The organism is Jatrophihabitans cynanchi, assembly GCF_027247405.1.
Taxonomy (GTDB): Bacteria; Actinomycetota; Actinomycetes; order Mycobacteriales; family Jatrophihabitantaceae; genus Jatrophihabitans_B; species Jatrophihabitans_B cynanchi.
Map to the genome: position 1 here is coordinate 3751776 of NZ_CP097463.1, position 16969 is coordinate 3768744.

Genomic DNA, 16969 nt, shown 5'->3' on the forward strand with positions numbered 1-16969 from the left:
GCGACGCAGGGGAAAGCGTCCGCCGTGGCCGACGACCAGATGATGCAGCGTGCTCGCGAGACTGCAGGCGATCCGATCGGATCGCTCGCGTTGGCGGCCGAGCTCGGCACCAGCCTGCCGACACCCGGGCGCGGCCAGACGTGGCGGCGATGGCAACTGCTCGCCGCCGTCGCTGCCGTCGACCTGACCGTCGCCCGGGTCCTGGAGGCGCACTCCGACGCGCTGGCGATCCTGGCGGAGGCGGGCGAGCAGCCGCCCACCGGAACCTGGGGGGTGTTCGCGGCCGAAGCGCCCGACGTGCGCCTGGAGGCGACACGCTCCGGAACCGAGGTCACGCTGCACGGCACCAAGCCGTGGTGCTCGCTGGCCGGACAGCTGGACCACGCGCTCGTCACCGCGCACGTCGGCGGTGACCGTGGGCTGTTCGCGGTCGACCTGCGGCAGCCGGGCGTGCACGCCGAGCCGCCGGACGGCTGGGTGTCGCGCGGCCTGGCCGGCGTACCCAGCGGGCCGGTCCGCTTCGACGCGGTGCGCGCGAGGCCGGTCGGCGAGCCCGGTTGGTACCTGCGACGGCCCGGTTTCGCGTGGGGCGGAATCGGCGTCGCGGCCTGCTGGCTCGGCGCGACGCGGGCACTGGTCGAGACGCTGCGCACCGGCGTGGGCCGCCGTGACTCGGAGCTGGACGCCTTGCACGTGGGCGCGCTCGACGTCGCGTTGTTCGCCGCGACCACCTGCCTGCGCGAGGCGGCTGACCGGGTCGATGCCGGCACCTGCGCCGGCCGCTCCGCAGAGGTGCTGGCGCTGCGGGTGCGCTCGCTGATCGCCGCCGCTGCCGAGCAGGCGATCACCCGGGTGGGCCATGCGCTCGGTCCGGCTCCGCTGACCTTCGACGAGGAGCATGCCCGGCGGGTCGCCGACCTGCAGGTGTACGTCCGGCAGCATCACGCCGAGCGCGACCTCGCCGCGTTGGGCCGGTTCGTGGTCGCGGCCGGCGACGCGTGAGGTTCGACCACCGGGTCACCGGCACCGACGCCGGCGCCTGGTCGCTCTGGCGCCGCAATCTGGCCGCGACCGACCTGCCCGCGCTGCCGCTGCTCGTGCTCGTCGCGCATCCGGACGACGAAACCCTCGGTGCAGGCGGGCTGATCGCCACCGCCGCGGCGGCCGGCGCCGTCGTCCACGTGCTGATCGCCTCTGACGGCGAAGCCTCGCACCCGCAATCGGCCACGCGCACTGGTGCGCAGCTGGCCGCGATCCGCCGCACCGAGGCCGAGGCGGCGCTACGCCGGCTCGCCCCGTCCGCCGTCGCGACCTTTCTCGCTCTTCCGGACGGGCGGCTGGCAGAGCAAGAGAGCGCGCTGGCCGGCGCGGTCCGCGACCACCTGCTCGGCCCGTGCCTGCTCGTGTCGACCTGGGCGGGTGACGGGCACCCCGACCACGCGGCATGTGCGCGCGCCGCGGCTGCCGCCTGCGCCGGCCGGAGCGATGTCGTGCACTGGCAGTTCCCCATCTGGGCCTGGCACTGGGCCGACCCGGCTGCCGCCCCGGGCCGGGCATTCGCCGAGCAACGCTGCGTGCGCCTCGATCTCGACCCGGCGGCTCGGGCCGCCAAGACTCGCGCCATCGCGTGCTATCCGAGCCAGCACGAACCGCTGTCCGACCTGCCCGGCGACGAGGCGATCCTGCCGCAGGACGTGCTCGCGCACTTCCGGCACGACAACGAGGTCTTCATCGCCCCCGCGCCCGCCACGACCGACAGCTACTTCGACCAGCTGTACGCGAGCAACGTCGATCCGTGGGGGCTGACAACCCGCTTCTACGAGCGGCGCAAGCGCGAACTGCTCCTCGCCGCGCTGCCGCGCGAACGGTTCGCCGCCGCCTTCGAACCCGGCTGCGCCACCGGCCTGCTGACGCTGCCGCTCGCCGAGCGCTGCGACACGCTGCTCGCCTGCGACGTCGCCGACCGGGCGCTGCAGGAGTGCACCGCGCGAGTACGTCACCTGCCACACGTCCAGGTCGAACGCCGCCGCATCCCCGAACAGTGGCCGAGCGGACGATTCGACCTGATCGTGATCAGCGAGGTCGGCTACTACGTGACCGACCCGCGCGAACTGGCCACCGCGGCGCGGCAGGCGTTGACCGGCGACGGCGTGCTGATCGCCTGCCACTGGCGGCACGAGGCAGCAGATCATCCGCACACCGCCGCACAGGTGCACGACGCGCTCGGCGCCACACTGGTCCGCACCGTCCAGCACGTCGAGGAGGACTTCCTGCTCGACGTCTGGTCGCGACGCGGCGACTCGGTCGCCCGCGCAGAAGGGATCGTGTCGTGATCACGACCGAAGGGATCGTGTCGTGATCACGACCGAAGGGATCGTGTCGTGATCACGACGGTGGGCGTAGTCGTCCCCGCGGCCGACGAACAGGACCTGATCGGCGGGTGCCTGCGGGCGCTGGATCGGGCGCGTGAACACCTGGTGCGGCGCCGGCCGCTGGTGAGCACGCGCGTCGTCGTCGTGCTGGACGCCTGCCGGGACGACACCGCCGGCGTGGTCGGCCGCCATCCGGGCACCGAGTCACTCGCGCTCAGCTCACGGTGCGTCGGGGTGGCGCGTGCTGCCGGCGTCGCGCATCTGCTGCGCACCGCCGCGGCGCGCTCGGGCGATGTCTGGCTGGCCAGCACCGACGCCGACTCGCAGGTGCCGGTCGATTGGCTCAGCGGCATGCTCGAGCTTGCCGAGCGCGGCGCGCAGCTCGTGCTCGGCACCGTGTTGCCGGGACCGGAGTTGCAGCCCGCGCAGGCACGCACCTGGCTGTCCCAGCACGTGCTGCGCGAGGACCACCCGCACATCCACGGTGCGAACCTCGGTATCCGTGCGGACGCCTACGGCGCCCTCGGCGGCTGGCCCGCGCTCACGACCGGCGAGGACGTCGCGCTGGTGCGCCGCGCGGTGTCCACCGGGCACCTGCAGATCGTGCGCACCGCGGCGTACCCGGTCCGCACCAGCGCGCGTCCGACCGGGCGCGCGCCGCGTGGCTTCTCCAGCTACCTGCGCGACCTCGAGCGGCAACGGGCCGCCGTCTGAGGGCCGAATCACTCGCGCGCAAACGGGTAGGCAACGGGCATGACTCGTTTCGGATACACGCTGATGTGTGAGCACACCGGTCCCCGCGAACTGGCCCGCGACGCCGTCCACGCCGAGCGGTCTGGCTTCGACTTCGCGGTCATCAGCGACCACTACTTCCCCTGGTTGGACAGCCAGGGGCACTCGCCGAACGCCTGGGTCTCGCTCGGCGCGATCGCGCACGCGACCGACAGCGTCGAGCTGATGAGCTACGTGACCTGCCCGACCATGCGGTATCACCCGGCAGTGGTGGCACAGCAGGCGGCGAGCGTCGGGGTGCTCAGCGACGGACGGTTCACGCTGGGCCTCGGTGCGGGTGAGAACCTGAACGAGCACGTGGTCGGTCGCGCCTGGCCGCCGGTCAATGTCCGGCACGAGATGCTGGACGAGGCCGTGCAGATCATCCGGGCGCTGTTTCGCGGCGACTACGTGAACTTCGCCGGAAAGCACTTCCGGGTCGACTCGGCCAAGCTGTGGGACGTGTCCGAACCGCCACCGCCCATCGGGGTCGCGGTGTCCGGCGCGCAGTCGGCCGAGCTCGCCGGCCGGCTCGCCGACGTGATGATCGCGGTCGAGCCGGACGCCGCACTGGGCAAGCGGTTCGACGCTGCGGGCGGTGCCGGCAAGCGGCGCGTCGGCCAGGTCCCGATCAGCTGGGATCCCTCGCGCGATGCCGCGATCGAGCGGGCACATGACCAGTTCCGCTGGTTCGGCGGCGGATGGAAGGTCAACGCCGAACTGCCCGGCGTCGCGGCGTTCGCGGCGGCCAGCCAGTTCGTCACCAAGGACGACGTCGCCGCCTCGATCTCGTGTGGGCCGGACGTCGCCGCGCACGTCAGGGCGGTGCAGCAGTACGTGGCCGCCGGCTTTACCGACGTCGCCGTCGTGCAGATCGGCGGCGACACCCAGCCGGGGTTCCTCGACTGGGCCGAGCGGGAGTTCCTCCCGGCACTGCAGGACATCTGAGGTGAGTCCGAGCCGAAGACGGACCGGACCGCGAAGGCCCAGGGTGCGCACGCTCGAGCAGATCCTCGCCCTGTACGAGGACGCCGAGCGGTGCGCGAGCGCAGCCGGGTTGCGTTACGTCAGCACCGACGAGCCCGGGATCACCCGGATCCGGTGCGGGCGCGGCTTTCGCTACCGCCGCCCGGACGGCAGTGCGCTGAACGTTGCCGAGCGCCGTGCGATCGAGCAGCTGGCCATCCCGCCGGCATGGCGCCAGGTGTGGATCTGTACCGCCACCGACGGTCACCTGCGCGCGGTGGGGGAGGACGAGCGCGGTCGTCGCCAGTACCTGTATCACGACGACTGGCGCAGCTTCCGGGACGAGTTGAACTTCTACCGGCTGATCGACTTCGGTCGCCGGCTCGGCCCGGTGCGTGCCGCCGTAGCCGCCCAGCTGCGCCGGCGCACCCTGGACCGGGACCAGGTTCTGGCGGCCATGCTGCGGATCATCGACCTGGGCGGCCTGCGCGTCGGCACCCAGGAGTACGCGGACGAGAACGACAGCTACGGACTCAGCACGCTGCTCAACCGGCACGCGAAGGTGACCGGCGGGCGCGTCGAGTTCTGCTTTCCGGCCAAGTCGGGACGCGACGCCACCGTCACGATCCGGGACGCTGCAGTCGCCCGCGTGGTGCGGCAGCTAGCCGGCAGGAGCTCGCGCCCGCTGTTCACCGTGACCGGTACCGCGATCACGGCAGACGAGGTGAACGAGCGGCTCGCCGAACTCGCTGCCGCACGGCTCACTGCCAAGGACTTTCGCACCTGGCACGGCACCCGGATCGCGTTTTCCCTGCTGCGTAAGGAAGATGGTCCGCCCGACCGGGAACGAGCGATCCTGGCTGCGCTCGACGCCGCATCCGCGTTCCTCGGCAACACCAGGGCGGTGGCCCGGGCGCACTACGTCCACCCGCACGTGCTGCGCGCCTACGCCGAGGGTGAGCTGGCCGCCTTGATCGCAGCGCGGCGGCCGATCCGAACCGCGCAGCTCGACGCGGACGAGCGCGCGCTCGTGCCGCTGCTGCAGACCCTGCTGACGAAGCTCAGGGGGCCGGCGGGCTGATCTGCACGCCGTGGGCGCGCGCGATCAGCGTTGCCTCGCTGCTGCCGAACCCGGCATCGCCGGCGCGGCCGGCCAGCGTGCTGCTCACGACCGAGAACAGGTCGGCCCAGGTCTGCCATTCGCACTCGTGGCGCAGCATCGACGTCGCGTCGCCCTCGCCCCCGGCGACATGGTCGAGCAGGTAGCGACGGCTCTGGTCCAGGCGCGACCACAGTACGCGACCGTACTCACGGCAGCGCTGCAACTCGGCCTCACTGCGCCGCAACTGCTCGCGTAGTTGGCCCTCGTCCGCATGCGTCCAGTCCGTTCGGCCGTCCAGCGCGGCATCGAGCAGCTCCGGCATCCGAAACTCCAACGAAAGGCCTCCCCTTCGGTCCTCGTGGGTCCCCGTGTCGGGACGGCTACCCAGCACAGGCTGGGAGTAAACAATGCGCCGGAACGATCGCGTTCGCTGTGAACCCGTGCGGTATATGCCTGCCGGGCTTTCGCGATCCCGGCGCGCATGGTTAGCTATCGGTGGTTGGACAGACAGCCGCCCGCAGTTCGCTCGGGAGTAGTGCGTCGGTCCGGCCGGGCTATCGTGTGGCCGGCTTACCCGCTCCCGTGATGCATGAGGGAGCCGTTCGCCATGACAGACCGTGCCACTACCAGTTCCGCCCGTTCCGGGCGGCTGGACCCCGAACTCCGCCAGCTCGTACGGGAACTGCTCCTGCAGTTGCAGGACCTGCCCCAGGACGACCCGCGCCGCGTGGCCGTGCGTGATCGCCTGGTCGAGCTCAACATCCCGCTGGTGCGTTACCTCGCCCGGCGCTTCCCGGCGTCCAAGGAGCCGCTGGACGACCTTGTCCAGGTCGGCATGATCGGCCTGCTCAAGGCGATCGACCGGTTCGATCCGGAGCGTGGCCTGGAGTTCTCCACCTACGCCGTCCCCACCATCCTCGGTGAAATTAAGCGTTACTTCCGCGACTCGACCTGGGCGATCCACGTTCCCCGCGGTACCCGCGATCTGCACAGCGCAATCGTCTCCGCCCGGGCCGAACTGACGCAGGAGTTGGGCCGCTCGCTCACCCTGGCCGACCTCGCCGAGCGGGTGCACGCCACCGAGCAGGAGGTGTTGGAGGCGCTTGACGCCGGCCAGACCTACACCAGCAGTTCGCTCGATGCGATGTCCGATGTCATCGGTGAGGGACGCGACGCGGCGTTCGGCTTCGAGGACGGCCGGCTGCGGCAGGTCGAGTGGCGGGCGGACCTGCGCCCGGCAATCGCCAACCTGCCCGAGGCCCAGCGCGAGGTCCTGATGCTTCGCTTCGTCTACGACCAGTCGCAGACCCAGATCGCCAAGGCGATGGGCGTTTCCCAGATGCAGGTGTCCCGGCTGCTGTCGCGCTCGATGCGGCACCTGCGCAGTGAACTCGGCACGCCGGCCGCGGCACCGGTCGACGCAGCGCGCGCACCGGTCGACGCACCGCGCGCACCGGTCGCCCGGCGCGGGAGGAGCCGGGCGCTGACGCACGCCTGAACGGCGCCTGCGAGGTCGCTGCGCTCCGTCGCAGGACTGGCTAAGCTCTGCCTGTAGTCGGTCGGCTGAACCACAGTGCGACGGGCTCACGAGTGGGTCCGGAGTCGACTTACGTGAGCAGTGGCGCTGGCAGCGGCGGAAAGGGTGCCCGGGCGGTGCGGGTCGAGGAGCTCTTCGAGGGGTCGGGCACGCGCGAGGTACTTCGCGCCGTCGACTGGTCGCGGACGAGCCTCGGCCCGGTGAGCGACTGGCCCGAGGAACTCGTGCAGGCGATCGGGCTGATGCTCCCGTCGCGCATGCCGATGGCGATCTGGTGGGGGCCCGATCTCGTCCAGATCTACAACGACGCGTTCGCCCGAGTCGTCGGCGACAAGCATCCGGGTGGCCTGGTGCAGCCCGCCGCCGAGTGCTGGGCAGAGGTGTGGGACGACCTGTCGCCGCTCGTCGACAGCGTGATCGACGGCGGTGAGTCGACGTTCGCCGAGAACATGCTGCTGCTGCTGGACCGGCACGGCTACCTCGAGGAGACGTACTGGACGTTCTCGTACAGCCCGATCAGTCAGGACGGCCGGACCCAGGGCATGCTGATCGTGGCCACGGATTCGACCCGCCAGCTGGTCGGTGACCGCCGGTTGGAGACCGTGCGCCAGATCGGCGCGGTCTCTGCAGCGACGAGCGGTGACGTCGAGGGCACCTGCCGGGCGGCCATCGACGTGCTCGCCGGCAACCGGCAGGCAGTGCCGTTCGCGGCGACCTACCTGCTCGAGCCGGAGAGCGACCGGGTGCGCATGATCGCGTCCTACGGCATCGGCGAGGGGACCGAACTGACGCCGGGACAGACCTTCCCGCTGGCCGCGAGCCCGGCCATCGCCACCGCGGTGTCCTCGGGAGCGCGCAGCCTGGTCACCGGACTGCGCGACTCGAGCCCGCCGGGGGCGCTCGCGACCAGCCCGTTGGGGGAGGCGATCCCGGACGCGGCCGTCGTAATCCCGATCAACATCGGCGGCCGGAGCCACGTTGCCGCCGTCGCCGTACTCGGGGTGAACCCGTACCGCGCAGTCGATGACATCTACCTGACGTTCTTCCAACTCGCCGGCCGGCAGTTGCGCGTGGCGCTGACCGATGCCGCGACGGTCGACCTGGAACGGCGCCGCGCGATCGAGCTCGAGGAGATCGACGAGGACAAGACCCGCTTCTACCAGAACGTCAGCCACGAGTTCCGCACGCCGCTCACCCTGATCCTCGGCCCGGTTCGTGCCGCGCTCGAGGACCCCGCGCTGGTCCTGCCCGAGCGGCACCGGCAGGGGCTGGAGTCGGTGGCGCGCGCCGGCATGCGGCTGCGCAAGCTGGTGGAGAGCCTGCTGGAGTTCGCCCGGGTCGAGGCCAGCGAGGCCAAACTGGAGCCCGAGCCCACCGACCTCGCCGAGCTGACCGCCGACCTGGCCAGCATGTTCCGCTCGGTGATCGAGCACGCCGGGCTGAGTTTCGAGGTCGACGTCCGGTCGTTCCACGACGTGGTCGAGGTCGACCGTGAGATGTGGGCGAAGATCGTGCTCAACCTGCTCTCCAACGCGGTCAAGTTCACCCAGCGCGGCTGCATCCGGGTGCAGCTGCGCGCGGAGGGCGACACGATCCGGCTCTCCGTCCAGGACACCGGTATCGGCATCCCGGCCGGCCAGCTGAACAAGGTGTTCGATCGGTTCACCCAGGTCTCCAGCCGGTCCGGGCGCAGCGCCGAAGGCTCAGGCATCGGGCTGGCCCTGGTGGCGTCGCTGGCCACGGCTCACGGCGGGACCGCCGGGGTCGAGAGCGTGGTCGGGGTGGGGTCGACGTTCAGTGTCGTGATTCCGCTGGTGCGCTCGGCCGATCCCGGCCTTGCCCGGGCCGCACGGGCAGGGACCGACCCCGCACTCGAGGCATACAGCGTCGAGGCGTCCGGCTGGCTGCGCGCCTCGACCTCCGCCGAGGCAGTCGACGCAGCGGGGGAGCGGCATCTGCTGCTGGTCGAGGACAACGCCGACATGCGCAGCTACCTCGAGGCGGTGCTCGCCGCGGACGGCTGGACGGTGCAGTCGGTGGGTGACGTCGACGCCGCACTCGCGGCGGACCCGGTACCGGACATCGTGGTCAGCGACGTGATGCTGCCCGGTCGCAGCGGGCTGGACCTGTTACGCATGCTGCGTGCCGACACCAGGCTGCGCCGGATCCCGGTCATCTTGCTGTCGGCCCGCTCCGGGCCCGATGCGGCGACCGAGGGCCTCGAGCTCGGTGCGGACGACTACGTGGTCAAGCCGTTCGACCCGGGGGAGCTGCTCGCCCGGCTGCGGGTGCATCACGAACTGGCCAAGCTGCGCGATTACGAGGTGAGCCGGGCGGAGGGCAAGGCAGCCAACCTGGGCCGGGCGCTGGCCAGCAATCGGCGGATCGGGATCGCGATCGGGGTGTTGATCACCCGCGAGCTGGTCACGGCCGAGGAGGCGTTCGACCGGCTGCGTGAGACGAGCCAGCGGCTGAACCGCAAGCTGTACGACGTTGCCGACGAGGTCGTCCTGACCGGCATGTTGCCGACCGAGTGAGCTCGGTCGGATAATTTGTTCGAACGGACGGTGTTGGTGGTTTGACCCCGCCGACCGGCGGGTAGGTAGCGGTCAGCGTGCGCGCGCTGAACCGACAGCGACGCTCGCGGCAGCTGGTACGGCGGGGAGCGATGCCCGATGTCCAATGCGTTGATCGATCCGACGGCGCGGGCGGGCGGCGACAGCGCCGGCCGCTTCGACGTGGTCACCACCACGTACGACCGGTTCCGGGCCGCGCTTCGCGTGCGAGGTGGGCTGGACGCGACCAGCGCACCGGTTCTGGCCGAGGTCATTGCCGGGCACCTGCGAGCGGGCCGGCGATTCGTGCGGGTGGACGTGCTCGGCGCCCGCGTCTGCGATCCGGGTGCCGCGATGATGCTGCTCGAGGCGCATCGCACCCTGCTGGCCGCGCGCGGCACCTTGATCCTTACCGGGGTCACCCGGGCGCTTCACCGCGCGCTCGAACTGGCGGGCCTGGCCCAGGACCTGTTCATCGTCCCCGCCTGTGCGCACGAGCAGGTCAACAGCCAGCACCGCGACGAGGTCGGTTCGCCCAGCTTCGGCGGCACCCCGTCGGCATAGCGGCGAGGAGCCGCGCGGTCGGCATATCCGTTTGTGCGCTCGGGCGAAGCGGGTAGGCGTCCGGACGGGGGGCCGCGTGGGTCCGGCCCCGGGGAGACGAGGCGGCGATGTCAACAGCCACGGAGAGTCACAACGTCCTGGAACTGCTCGACCGGCGGCAACCGTCGAGCTTCTACTGGTCGCTGACCCTGCTCGCCACGCTCGGCGGGTTCCTGTTCGGCTACGACACGGCGAACATCGGCGCGGCCCTGAACCTGCTGCCGTACAAGCTCGGCGACTTCGCCACCGGCTACCTGGTGGCGGGTGCGTCTCTCGGCGCGGCTGCCGGTGCGATCTGCGCCGGGCCGATCGCCGACCGGTTCGGGCGCAAGTCGCTGCTGATCGTCGACGCCTTCATCTACGCCGTCGGCGCGCTGCTGTCTGCGTTCACGCCGGACGTCGGCGTGTTGCTGTTCGCCCGGACGCTGATCGGGGTGGCGATCGGTGCCGACTCGGCGATCGCGACCGCGTACATCGCCGAGTACGCACCGCGCGAGCGGCGCGGGGCGCTCAGCATGCTGCAGCAGTGGATGATCACCGTCGGAATCCTGATCTCGTACCTGGTGGCGCTGATCGTGCTGAAGGTGATGCCGGGCCATGCGCTGGGCCTGGACTGGCGGCTGATCTTCGGGCTCGGCGCGGTGCCGGCGGTGATCGGGCTGATCCTGCGGTTCGAGATGCCCGAGTCGCCGCGCTGGCTGATGCGCAAGGGCAGGTACGAAGCGACGCAGGCCGCCTTCGGCAAGCTAGGCCTGGACGTGTCGCTGACCGACATCGAGGACACCGCCCGCGCGCTCGAGCGCACCGCGACGCAGCAGGAACACCGCCGGCACGCGGCCTGGACGCCTGGGGTACGGCGCGCGCTCATGGTCGTGTGCGGGTTCTTCATCTTCCAGCAGATCACCGGCATCAACGTGCCGCTGTACTACGGCCCGCACCTGCTCGGAAAGTACTTCCAGAGTGGCAACTCGGTGGTGGCGACGACGACCGCCGGCATCGAGGTCACCGCGATCATGACGGCGGTGAACGTGGCGGCCACCTACTTCGCGTTCCGGTGGATCGACCGGATCGGCCGGCGCCGGCTGGCGATGGGCGGCTTCCTCGGCATGGCGGTCGCTGCCGTGATCGCGGCTGTCGGTATCGGTCTGATGAGCGGGACGCCGCGGCTCGTGGTCGCGATGATCGGGCTGGATGCGTTCATCGCGGCGTTCGCGATCGGTGTCGGCGGCACCGGCTGGCTGATCCAGGGCGAGATGTTCCCGACCGCGGTGCGCGGACAGGCCGCCGCCGTCGGAGCGATGGTGGACTGGCTGGCGAACTACGCGCTGATCGAGGCGTTCCCGGCGTGGCAGCGCTCGATCGGGCTGGGCTGGGTGCTGATCTGCTTCTCCGCGCTGAGCATCCTCGCGATCGCGTTCGTGTTCCGCTACCTTCCCGAGACGAGGGGGTTGTCCGTCGAGGAGATAACCGCCGTGTTCGACGAACAGGCCGCAGGGAGCAGACGTGGCAGCTGAGGTTCCGCGAGACGCCGCCGGCCACCGCTCGGCGGCGCGGGCTCGCGCGGGATACGTGCGCGAGGAATCGGCGGCGGCCAGGCTGGACCGCAACTACGGCGAACTGCTGCAGGAGTTACGCGTCGCACAGACCGGCGTGCAGATCCTGTTCGCCTTCTTGCTGAGCATCGCCTTCCAGCAGCGGTTCGCCCGGATCGAGGACTACCAGCGCTACCTCTACCTCGCCACTCTCGCCTGCGCTGCCTGTGCAGCGATCCTGCTGATCGCCCCGGTGGCGGTGCACCGGGTGATGTTCGGTCAGCACCTGAAGGACGAGGTGGTCGCGCTCACCGCGAGGTCGGCCGCGATCGGACTCGGCTTCCTCGGGCTGGCCATGATGTGCGCCGTCTTTCTCATCACCGATGTCGTGTCCGGAACGGCGATGGCGCTGGCGCTGACCGTGCCGTTGAGCATCGTGATCCTGATCGCCTGGTACCTGATGCCGTCGCTGCGGATGCGTGCCGCAGCCGATGACGAAGAGCACAGCTGAACGTTGCCACGGCGCGCGTTGCGACTCAGGCCTCGCCGAGTCGCACGGATGCCTCCAGCAAGGTGGCGTGCACGAACGCCTGCGGCAGGTTGCCGCGCAGCTGACGCTGGTCGACGTCGAACTCCTCGGCGAGCAGTCCGGGCGGCCCGCACGCCGCCCGGTTGCGTTCGAAGGCGCGGAAGGCGGCCACCAGGTTGCCCTGTTGCCACTCGGCGAGCGAGAGCAGGAAGCCGCACAGCAAGAAGGCGCCCTCGTCGTCGCCGAGCTCGCCGCTCTCCGGCCGGTACCGGTAGACGTACCAGTCGTCTACGAGGTCGTGACGCACCGCGTCGAGCGTGGCGAGGGTGCGCGGGTCGGCCGCGTCGAGCGCGCCGCGCAGCGGGGGCAGCACCAGCGCGGCGTCGACCCGCTTGTCCTTCGGGGTGCGTTGCCATCTGCCGTCGGCGTGCAGGCAGCGATCGGTCGTCCGGGCGAGGATCGCCGCAGCAAGCTCCCGCATCCGATCGGCCTCCGCAGAACCGACGTGCGGTGCGTAGCTCTTGAGGCCGGCAGCGCAGGCGAGCCGCGAGTGCGTCCACCAGTCGTCGTCGAGTTCCCAGATGCCAGCGTCCTTACCCTCCCAGCGTCCGGCGATGACATCCACCGCGACCTTGGCCGCCCGCCGCGCATCGGCGTCCAGTACGTCGCGTGCGGCGGCCGCGGCGAACAAGGACAGCGACTCGCCGAGGGAGTCGAGCTGGAACTGCTGCCGCACCCAGTTGCCCTTGACGTCGGCGCCGCCCGGATAGCCGGGTAGGCCGAGTGATTCCTCCGCGGGCACCTGGCTGCCGTCGACCAGATAGGCCGGCTCGAGCCGGTCGCCGTCGGCCAGCAGCCGTGCCGTGACGAAGCCGGTTGCGGACGTGAGCAGCGGGTGTGAGCCGTCGGCGGCCACGGCCAGTCCCGCGTAGCACTGGTCGCGGATCCAGACGTACCGGTAGTCGTAGTTGCGGTCGGCGTCCACCCGCTCGGGCAGCGACATCGTCGCCGCCGCGACCATGCCATCGGTGGAACTGGTCAACCCCGCCATCACCGCGTACGCGTGCCGGGTGTCGCGCGGGGCCGCACTGGACGCGAAGGACGGCACGCGTTCCGCCCAGGCCGCCGCGGTCTCCCGCCACGCAGCGTCCGGGTCGGGCGGTGGCCCGTCGAAGGGACGTTCGCCCAGTTCCAGGACCAGATCGTGACGCATTCCGGCGCGCACCTCGATCTCGCAGCTGAGCACCGCGTCGTCCACGCGTACCCCGAGCGCACCCGACCAGCGCAGGTACAGCGACCCGACGCGGCCGGTCCACGTCCCGTCGTCGACGCGACGCAGCTCGCGGGCACGCTCGCGACCGAAGGCCGCCCGCGCGTCAAGCAGCACCCGCACCCGCGCATCGCCGTCGGTCGCCTCGACGCGCCGCAACAGGACGAGCGAGTCGAGCCGCGTAGGCATGGCCAGGGCATCGCGGCAGGTCACCACCCGGCCCTGGTCGGTCGCCCACCGGTTGCGCCAGATCAGCGTGCCCGGTTCGTAGCTGCCACCCCACACGCAGCGGGTGGTCGGCGTGACTGCGTACGCCCCCTCGCCCCCGATCAGGGACGCGAAGACCGCGTCGTCGTGCCAGCGCGGCGCGCACAGCCAGACGATCTCGCCGTGTGGCCCGCACAGCGCGCCGCGCTCGCCGTCGGCCACAAGTGCGTACTCGCGCAGCGGGGAGGGCGGGAAGTCGCCGTGCAGTTCGCCCCGGCTCATCGCAGCAGTCGGCGCGTGACCTCGCCGGCCACGGCTGCTGCCCCGACCCCTGCGGCGGCGAGCAGGGTGCGGTGGTGTTCGGACGCCCACAGCTGGGGATCGTGGCTGTGTGCCTGCTCGTCGAACCGTCCGTGCGCACCGTAGTCATCGGTCCGATCGGCGGGCTGCCACAGGTTGGCCGGCTGGGACTCGGGGCGCGGTTCGTCGGTCTGCTGCGAGTCGAACCCGGTCTTGGCCAGGTAGCGGTCCAGCAGCCCCGGTGCGATCGCGTTCGCGATCAGTGTCAGCGCCGTGCTGGTGCCGACCCAGTACTCGCGCCGGCGCGGCCGGTCGGCCGCCCGCACGATCGCGCGCGCGGCGAACTCGGGCTGGTAGATCGGCGGGACCGGCTGCGCGCGCCGCGGCAGCCGCGACAGACCCCAGCTGAACTGCGGGGTGTTGACGGCGGGCAGCTGCACCATGATCACCTTGATGTCGCTGCCCTCGTGCATCAGCTCGCAACGCAGCGACTCGGAAAAGCCCTGGATCGCGTGCTTGGCACCGCAGTAGGCCGACTGCAGCGGAATGCCGCGGTAGGCGAGGGCCGAGCCCACCTCGATGATCACGCCGCGACCGCGCGGTTTCATGTGACGCAACGCGGCCCGCGTCCCGTTCACGAAGCCGAGGTAGGACACCGCGGTCGCGCGGTCGAACTCGGCCGCCGTGATCTGATCGAACGGCGCGAACACCGAGCTGAACGCACAGTTGATCCATATGTCGATGGGGCCCAGTTCGCTCTCCACCCGGTCGGCGGCGGCGTCCACAGCTGAGTTGTCGCTCGTGTCCAGCGGGAGTGACAGGGCGCGCCCGCCGGCCTCTTCGACATCGCGGGCCGCCGCAGTCAGACCCTTCTCGCCCCGGGCCATCAGCGCAACGGAGGCGCCGCGCTCGCCGTAGATCCGCGCGACCGCGCGCCCCACGCCGCCGCTTGCACCGGTGACAACGACCGTCGTCACTCAACCGCTCCGTCGTCCGACGGCGGCCGCGAGCTCGCTCTTGTTCATCGTCGAGCGGCCGTGGATGTTCTTCTTCTTCGCCTCTTGGTACAGCTGCTCCTTGGTGCGTCCCGCAGAGCCCGAGTGCGATCGGAGCCCGCCGCGCCGGGACGAGGAGATGTCCTTGACCGACGTGCGGCTGCTCTGCTTCGCCTCGCCCGCGCGGGCACGTTCCTTGTTGACCGTGCGCGCCGCGATCTCCTCGGCCGTGTTCTCGCTGCGGCCGCGTTCGCGCAGGCCCTCCTTCACGTGCTCGTACTGGCGTTCGCGCTTCTTGGTCCAGGCACGCTGCGGCATCGTCTGCTCCCTTCCTCGCAATGAACCAGCCCGTTCGGGGGACGCCTACCCGGCGCCCGCGATGCCGTAACGGGAGTGTTTCGCAGCGGACCGATCCGGGCAGGCAACAGGCATGGCAGACACAGTTGCTGATGTCCTCCTGAAACGACTTCGCGAGTGGGGCGTGCGCCAGGTGTTCGGCTATCCCGGCGACGGGATCAACGGGCTGCTGGCGGCCTGGGGGCGGGCGAACAACGATCCCCAGTTCGTGCAGGCCCGGCACGAGGAGATGGCCGCGTTCGAAGCGGTCGGCTTCGCCAAGTTCAGCGGCGGCATCGGGGTCTGCGCGGCGACGAGCGGCCCGGGCGCGATCCACCTGCTGAACGGCCTGTACGACGCCAAACTCGACCACGTGCCGGTTGTCGCGATCGTCGGCCAGACCGAGCGAAGCGCCATGGGTGGCTCGTACCAGCAGGAGGTCGACCTGCTGTCGCTGTACAAGGACGTGTGCAGCGACTACGTGCAGATGTGCACGGTTCCCGAGCAACTGCCCAACCTGATCGACCGAGCGATGCGGATCGCGCAGGCCGAGATGGCCCCGACCTGCCTGATCTTCCCGTCGGACGTGCTGGAACTGCCGTACGAGCCACCGGGTCACGCCTTCAAAGAGGTGCCGTCCAGCCTCGGCGTCTACGAGGCGACGGCGGACCCGGACTCGGACGGGCTGCGCGCCGCGGCCGACCTGCTCAACGCCGGCAAGCGCCCGGCGCTCCTGATCGGCCAGGGCGCGCGCGGCTGCGTCGAGGAGCTGACCGAGGTCGCCGATCTGCTCGGTGCCGGCGCGGCGAAGGCCCTGCTGGGCAAGGACGTGCTGCCCGACACGCTGCCCTGGGTGACCGGCTCCATCGGGTTGCTCGGCACCATGGCGAGCGACCACATGATGAAGCAGTGCGACACCCTGCTGACCGTCGGGTCGAACTTCCCGTACACCCAGTTCATGCCCGACCTGGACCAGGCCCGCGCGGTGCAGATCGACCGCTCCGCCAAGTGGATCGGCATGCGCTACCCGTACGAGGTGAACCTCGTCGGCGACGCCAAGAAGACGCTGCGCGCGCTCATCCCGCTGCTAGAGCGCAAGAGCGACCGCGGCTGGCGCGAGGAACTCGAGCGGCACGTGAGCCGCTGGTGGACGATCGCCGAGCGGCGCGCGATGACCGACGCCGAGCCGATCAACCCGATGCGGATCTTCCACGAGCTGTCCACCCGGCTGCCGTCGAACGCGATCGTGGCCGCCGACTCCGGCAGCGCGGCCAACTGGTACGCGCGGCACCTGAAGTTCCACGGCGACGTGCGCGGCTCGCTGTCCGGAAACCTCGCGACGATGGGCCCCGGCGTGCCGTACGTGATCGGCGCGAAGTGGGCGCACCCGGACCGGCCGGCGATCGCGTTCGCGGGCGACGGCGCGATGCAGATGAACGGCCTCGCCGAGCTGATCACGATCACGCGCTACTGGGAGCAGTGGGCCGACCCGCGGCTGATCGTCGCCGTCCTGCACAACAACGACCTGAACCAGGTCACCTGGGAGATGCGGGCGATGGAGGGCGCGCCGAAGTTCACCGAGTCGCAGACGCTGCCCGACGTGGACTATGCCGCGTTCGCGCGCAGTATCGGGCTCAAGGCGATCAACGTCGACACCCCGGCCCAGCTCGGCCCGGCCTGGGAGAGTGCGCTCGCCGCCGACCGGCCGACCGTGCTCGACGTGCTGTGCGACGCGAACGTCCCGCCGATCCCGCCGCACGCGACGCTCGAGCAGGCCAAGGACACCGCCGCGGCGCTGCTGCACGGCGACGAGGACGCCTGGGGGATCGTCAAGGAGGGCGTCAAGCAGAAGGTGCAGCAGTACCTGCCGGGCGAGAAGGGTGAGAGCAACTGA

At 70.9% G+C, this 16969-nt stretch carries 15 protein-coding genes; 11 read left to right on the top strand and 4 right to left on the bottom strand.

Annotation, left to right across the window (positions count from 1 at the left end):
- Window positions 1-24 precede the first annotated feature (24 nt).
- The 5 genes from M6B22_RS18255 to M6B22_RS18275 are packed head-to-tail and all read left to right on the top strand — an operon-like array spanning window position 25 to window position 5190.
- On the top strand, window positions 25-1002 hold the full coding sequence (locus M6B22_RS18255) for an acyl-CoA dehydrogenase family protein (RefSeq protein ID WP_269443002.1): 978 nt from the start codon (window positions 25-27) through the stop codon (window positions 1000-1002).
- A complete protein-coding gene (locus M6B22_RS18260; RefSeq protein ID WP_269443003.1) occupies window positions 999-2333 on the top strand; it encodes a bifunctional PIG-L family deacetylase/class I SAM-dependent methyltransferase in 1335 nt (444 codons plus the stop codon). The genes M6B22_RS18255 and M6B22_RS18260 overlap by 4 nt, the downstream gene beginning before the upstream one ends.
- 48 nt (window positions 2334-2381) lie before the next feature.
- The gene (locus M6B22_RS18265; RefSeq protein ID WP_269443004.1) at window positions 2382-3086 is read left to right on the top strand and encodes a glycosyltransferase; all 705 of its coding nucleotides are present in this window, start codon (window positions 2382-2384) and stop codon (window positions 3084-3086) included.
- Window positions 3087-3125: 39 nt separating this feature from the next.
- Window positions 3126-4091: an LLM class F420-dependent oxidoreductase gene (locus M6B22_RS18270; RefSeq protein WP_269443005.1), complete on the top strand. Its 966-nt coding sequence runs from the start codon at window positions 3126-3128 to the stop codon at window positions 4089-4091.
- A 43-nt stretch (window positions 4092-4134) separates the two neighbouring features.
- Entirely contained in the window at window positions 4135-5190 is a 1056-nt protein-coding gene (locus tag M6B22_RS18275) for a DNA topoisomerase IB (RefSeq protein ID WP_269443006.1), read from the top strand.
- Here the strand turns inward: M6B22_RS18275 and M6B22_RS18280 are convergent.
- The gene (locus M6B22_RS18280) at window positions 5171-5533 is read right to left on the bottom strand and encodes a hypothetical protein (protein ID WP_269443007.1); all 363 of its coding nucleotides are present in this window, start codon (window positions 5531-5533) and stop codon (window positions 5171-5173) included. The two genes, M6B22_RS18275 and M6B22_RS18280, sit on opposite strands and share 20 nt — an antisense overlap.
- 285 nt (window positions 5534-5818) lie before the next feature.
- On the opposite strand from M6B22_RS18280, the gene M6B22_RS18285 reads away from it, so the two are divergent.
- From M6B22_RS18285 to M6B22_RS18305, 5 genes are all read left to right on the top strand, one after another.
- Complete coding sequence (locus M6B22_RS18285; protein ID WP_269443008.1) at window positions 5819-6709, top strand: SigB/SigF/SigG family RNA polymerase sigma factor; 891 nt, start codon at window positions 5819-5821, stop codon at window positions 6707-6709.
- Between the two features lie 113 nt (window positions 6710-6822).
- Window positions 6823-9285 carry an ATP-binding protein gene (locus M6B22_RS18290; RefSeq protein ID WP_269443009.1) on the top strand — a complete coding sequence of 821 codons (2463 nt, stop codon included), beginning with the start codon at window positions 6823-6825 and terminating at the stop codon, window positions 9283-9285.
- 138 nt (window positions 9286-9423) lie between these two features.
- Window positions 9424-9867, top strand: a complete 444-nt coding sequence (locus tag M6B22_RS18295; RefSeq protein WP_269443010.1) for an STAS domain-containing protein — start codon at window positions 9424-9426, stop codon at window positions 9865-9867.
- Between the two features lie 107 nt (window positions 9868-9974).
- Window positions 9975-11420 (top strand): sugar porter family MFS transporter, encoded by a 1446-nt coding sequence (locus tag M6B22_RS18300; RefSeq protein WP_269443011.1) that lies wholly within the window; start codon window positions 9975-9977, stop codon window positions 11418-11420.
- Window positions 11410-11949, top strand: a complete 540-nt coding sequence (locus M6B22_RS18305) for a DUF6328 family protein (RefSeq protein ID WP_269443012.1) — start codon at window positions 11410-11412, stop codon at window positions 11947-11949. Before M6B22_RS18300 ends, M6B22_RS18305 begins: the two co-directional genes overlap by 11 nt.
- A 25-nt stretch (window positions 11950-11974) precedes the next feature.
- Here the strand turns inward: M6B22_RS18305 and M6B22_RS18310 are convergent, their stop codons facing one another.
- Genes M6B22_RS18310 through M6B22_RS18320 form a run of 3 tightly spaced genes read right to left on the bottom strand, consistent with a single transcriptional unit; the run spans window position 11975 to window position 15057 of the window.
- Window positions 11975-13726, bottom strand: coding sequence for a glycoside hydrolase family 15 protein (locus M6B22_RS18310; RefSeq protein WP_269443013.1), 1752 nt, complete (start codon window positions 13724-13726; stop codon window positions 11975-11977).
- Window positions 13723-14721 (bottom strand): SDR family oxidoreductase, encoded by a 999-nt coding sequence (locus M6B22_RS18315; protein WP_269443014.1) that lies wholly within the window; start codon window positions 14719-14721, stop codon window positions 13723-13725. The genes M6B22_RS18310 and M6B22_RS18315 overlap by 4 nt, the downstream gene beginning before the upstream one ends.
- Window positions 14722-15057 (bottom strand): hypothetical protein, encoded by a 336-nt coding sequence (locus M6B22_RS18320; RefSeq protein WP_269443015.1) that lies wholly within the window; start codon window positions 15055-15057, stop codon window positions 14722-14724. It lies immediately after the preceding gene.
- 112 nt (window positions 15058-15169) lie between these two features.
- Between M6B22_RS18320 and M6B22_RS18325 the strand changes: the two genes are divergently transcribed.
- Window positions 15170-16969 (top strand): thiamine pyrophosphate-requiring protein, encoded by a 1800-nt coding sequence (locus tag M6B22_RS18325; RefSeq protein ID WP_269443016.1) that lies wholly within the window; start codon window positions 15170-15172, stop codon window positions 16967-16969.

Bases quoted from the DNA above. Each gene is read 5' to 3' on its own strand.
- M6B22_RS18295 (WP_269443010.1), top strand. From the start codon at position 9,424: ATGTCCAATGCGTTGATCGATCCGACGGCGCGGGCGGGCGGCGACAGC.
- M6B22_RS18320 (WP_269443015.1), bottom strand. From the start codon at position 15,057: ATGCCGCAGCGTGCCTGGACCAAGAAGCGCGAACGCCAGTACGAGCAC.
- M6B22_RS18285 (WP_269443008.1), top strand. From the start codon at position 5,819: ATGACAGACCGTGCCACTACCAGTTCCGCCCGTTCCGGGCGGCTGGAC.
- M6B22_RS18325 (WP_269443016.1), top strand. From the start codon at position 15,170: ATGGCAGACACAGTTGCTGATGTCCTCCTGAAACGACTTCGCGAGTGG.
- M6B22_RS18270 (WP_269443005.1), top strand. From the start codon at position 3,126: ATGACTCGTTTCGGATACACGCTGATGTGTGAGCACACCGGTCCCCGC.
- M6B22_RS18310 (WP_269443013.1), bottom strand. From the start codon at position 13,726: ATGAGCCGGGGCGAACTGCACGGCGACTTCCCGCCCTCCCCGCTGCGC.
- M6B22_RS18280 (WP_269443007.1), bottom strand. From the start codon at position 5,533: ATGCCGGAGCTGCTCGATGCCGCGCTGGACGGCCGAACGGACTGGACG.
- M6B22_RS18300 (WP_269443011.1), top strand. From the start codon at position 9,975: ATGTCAACAGCCACGGAGAGTCACAACGTCCTGGAACTGCTCGACCGG.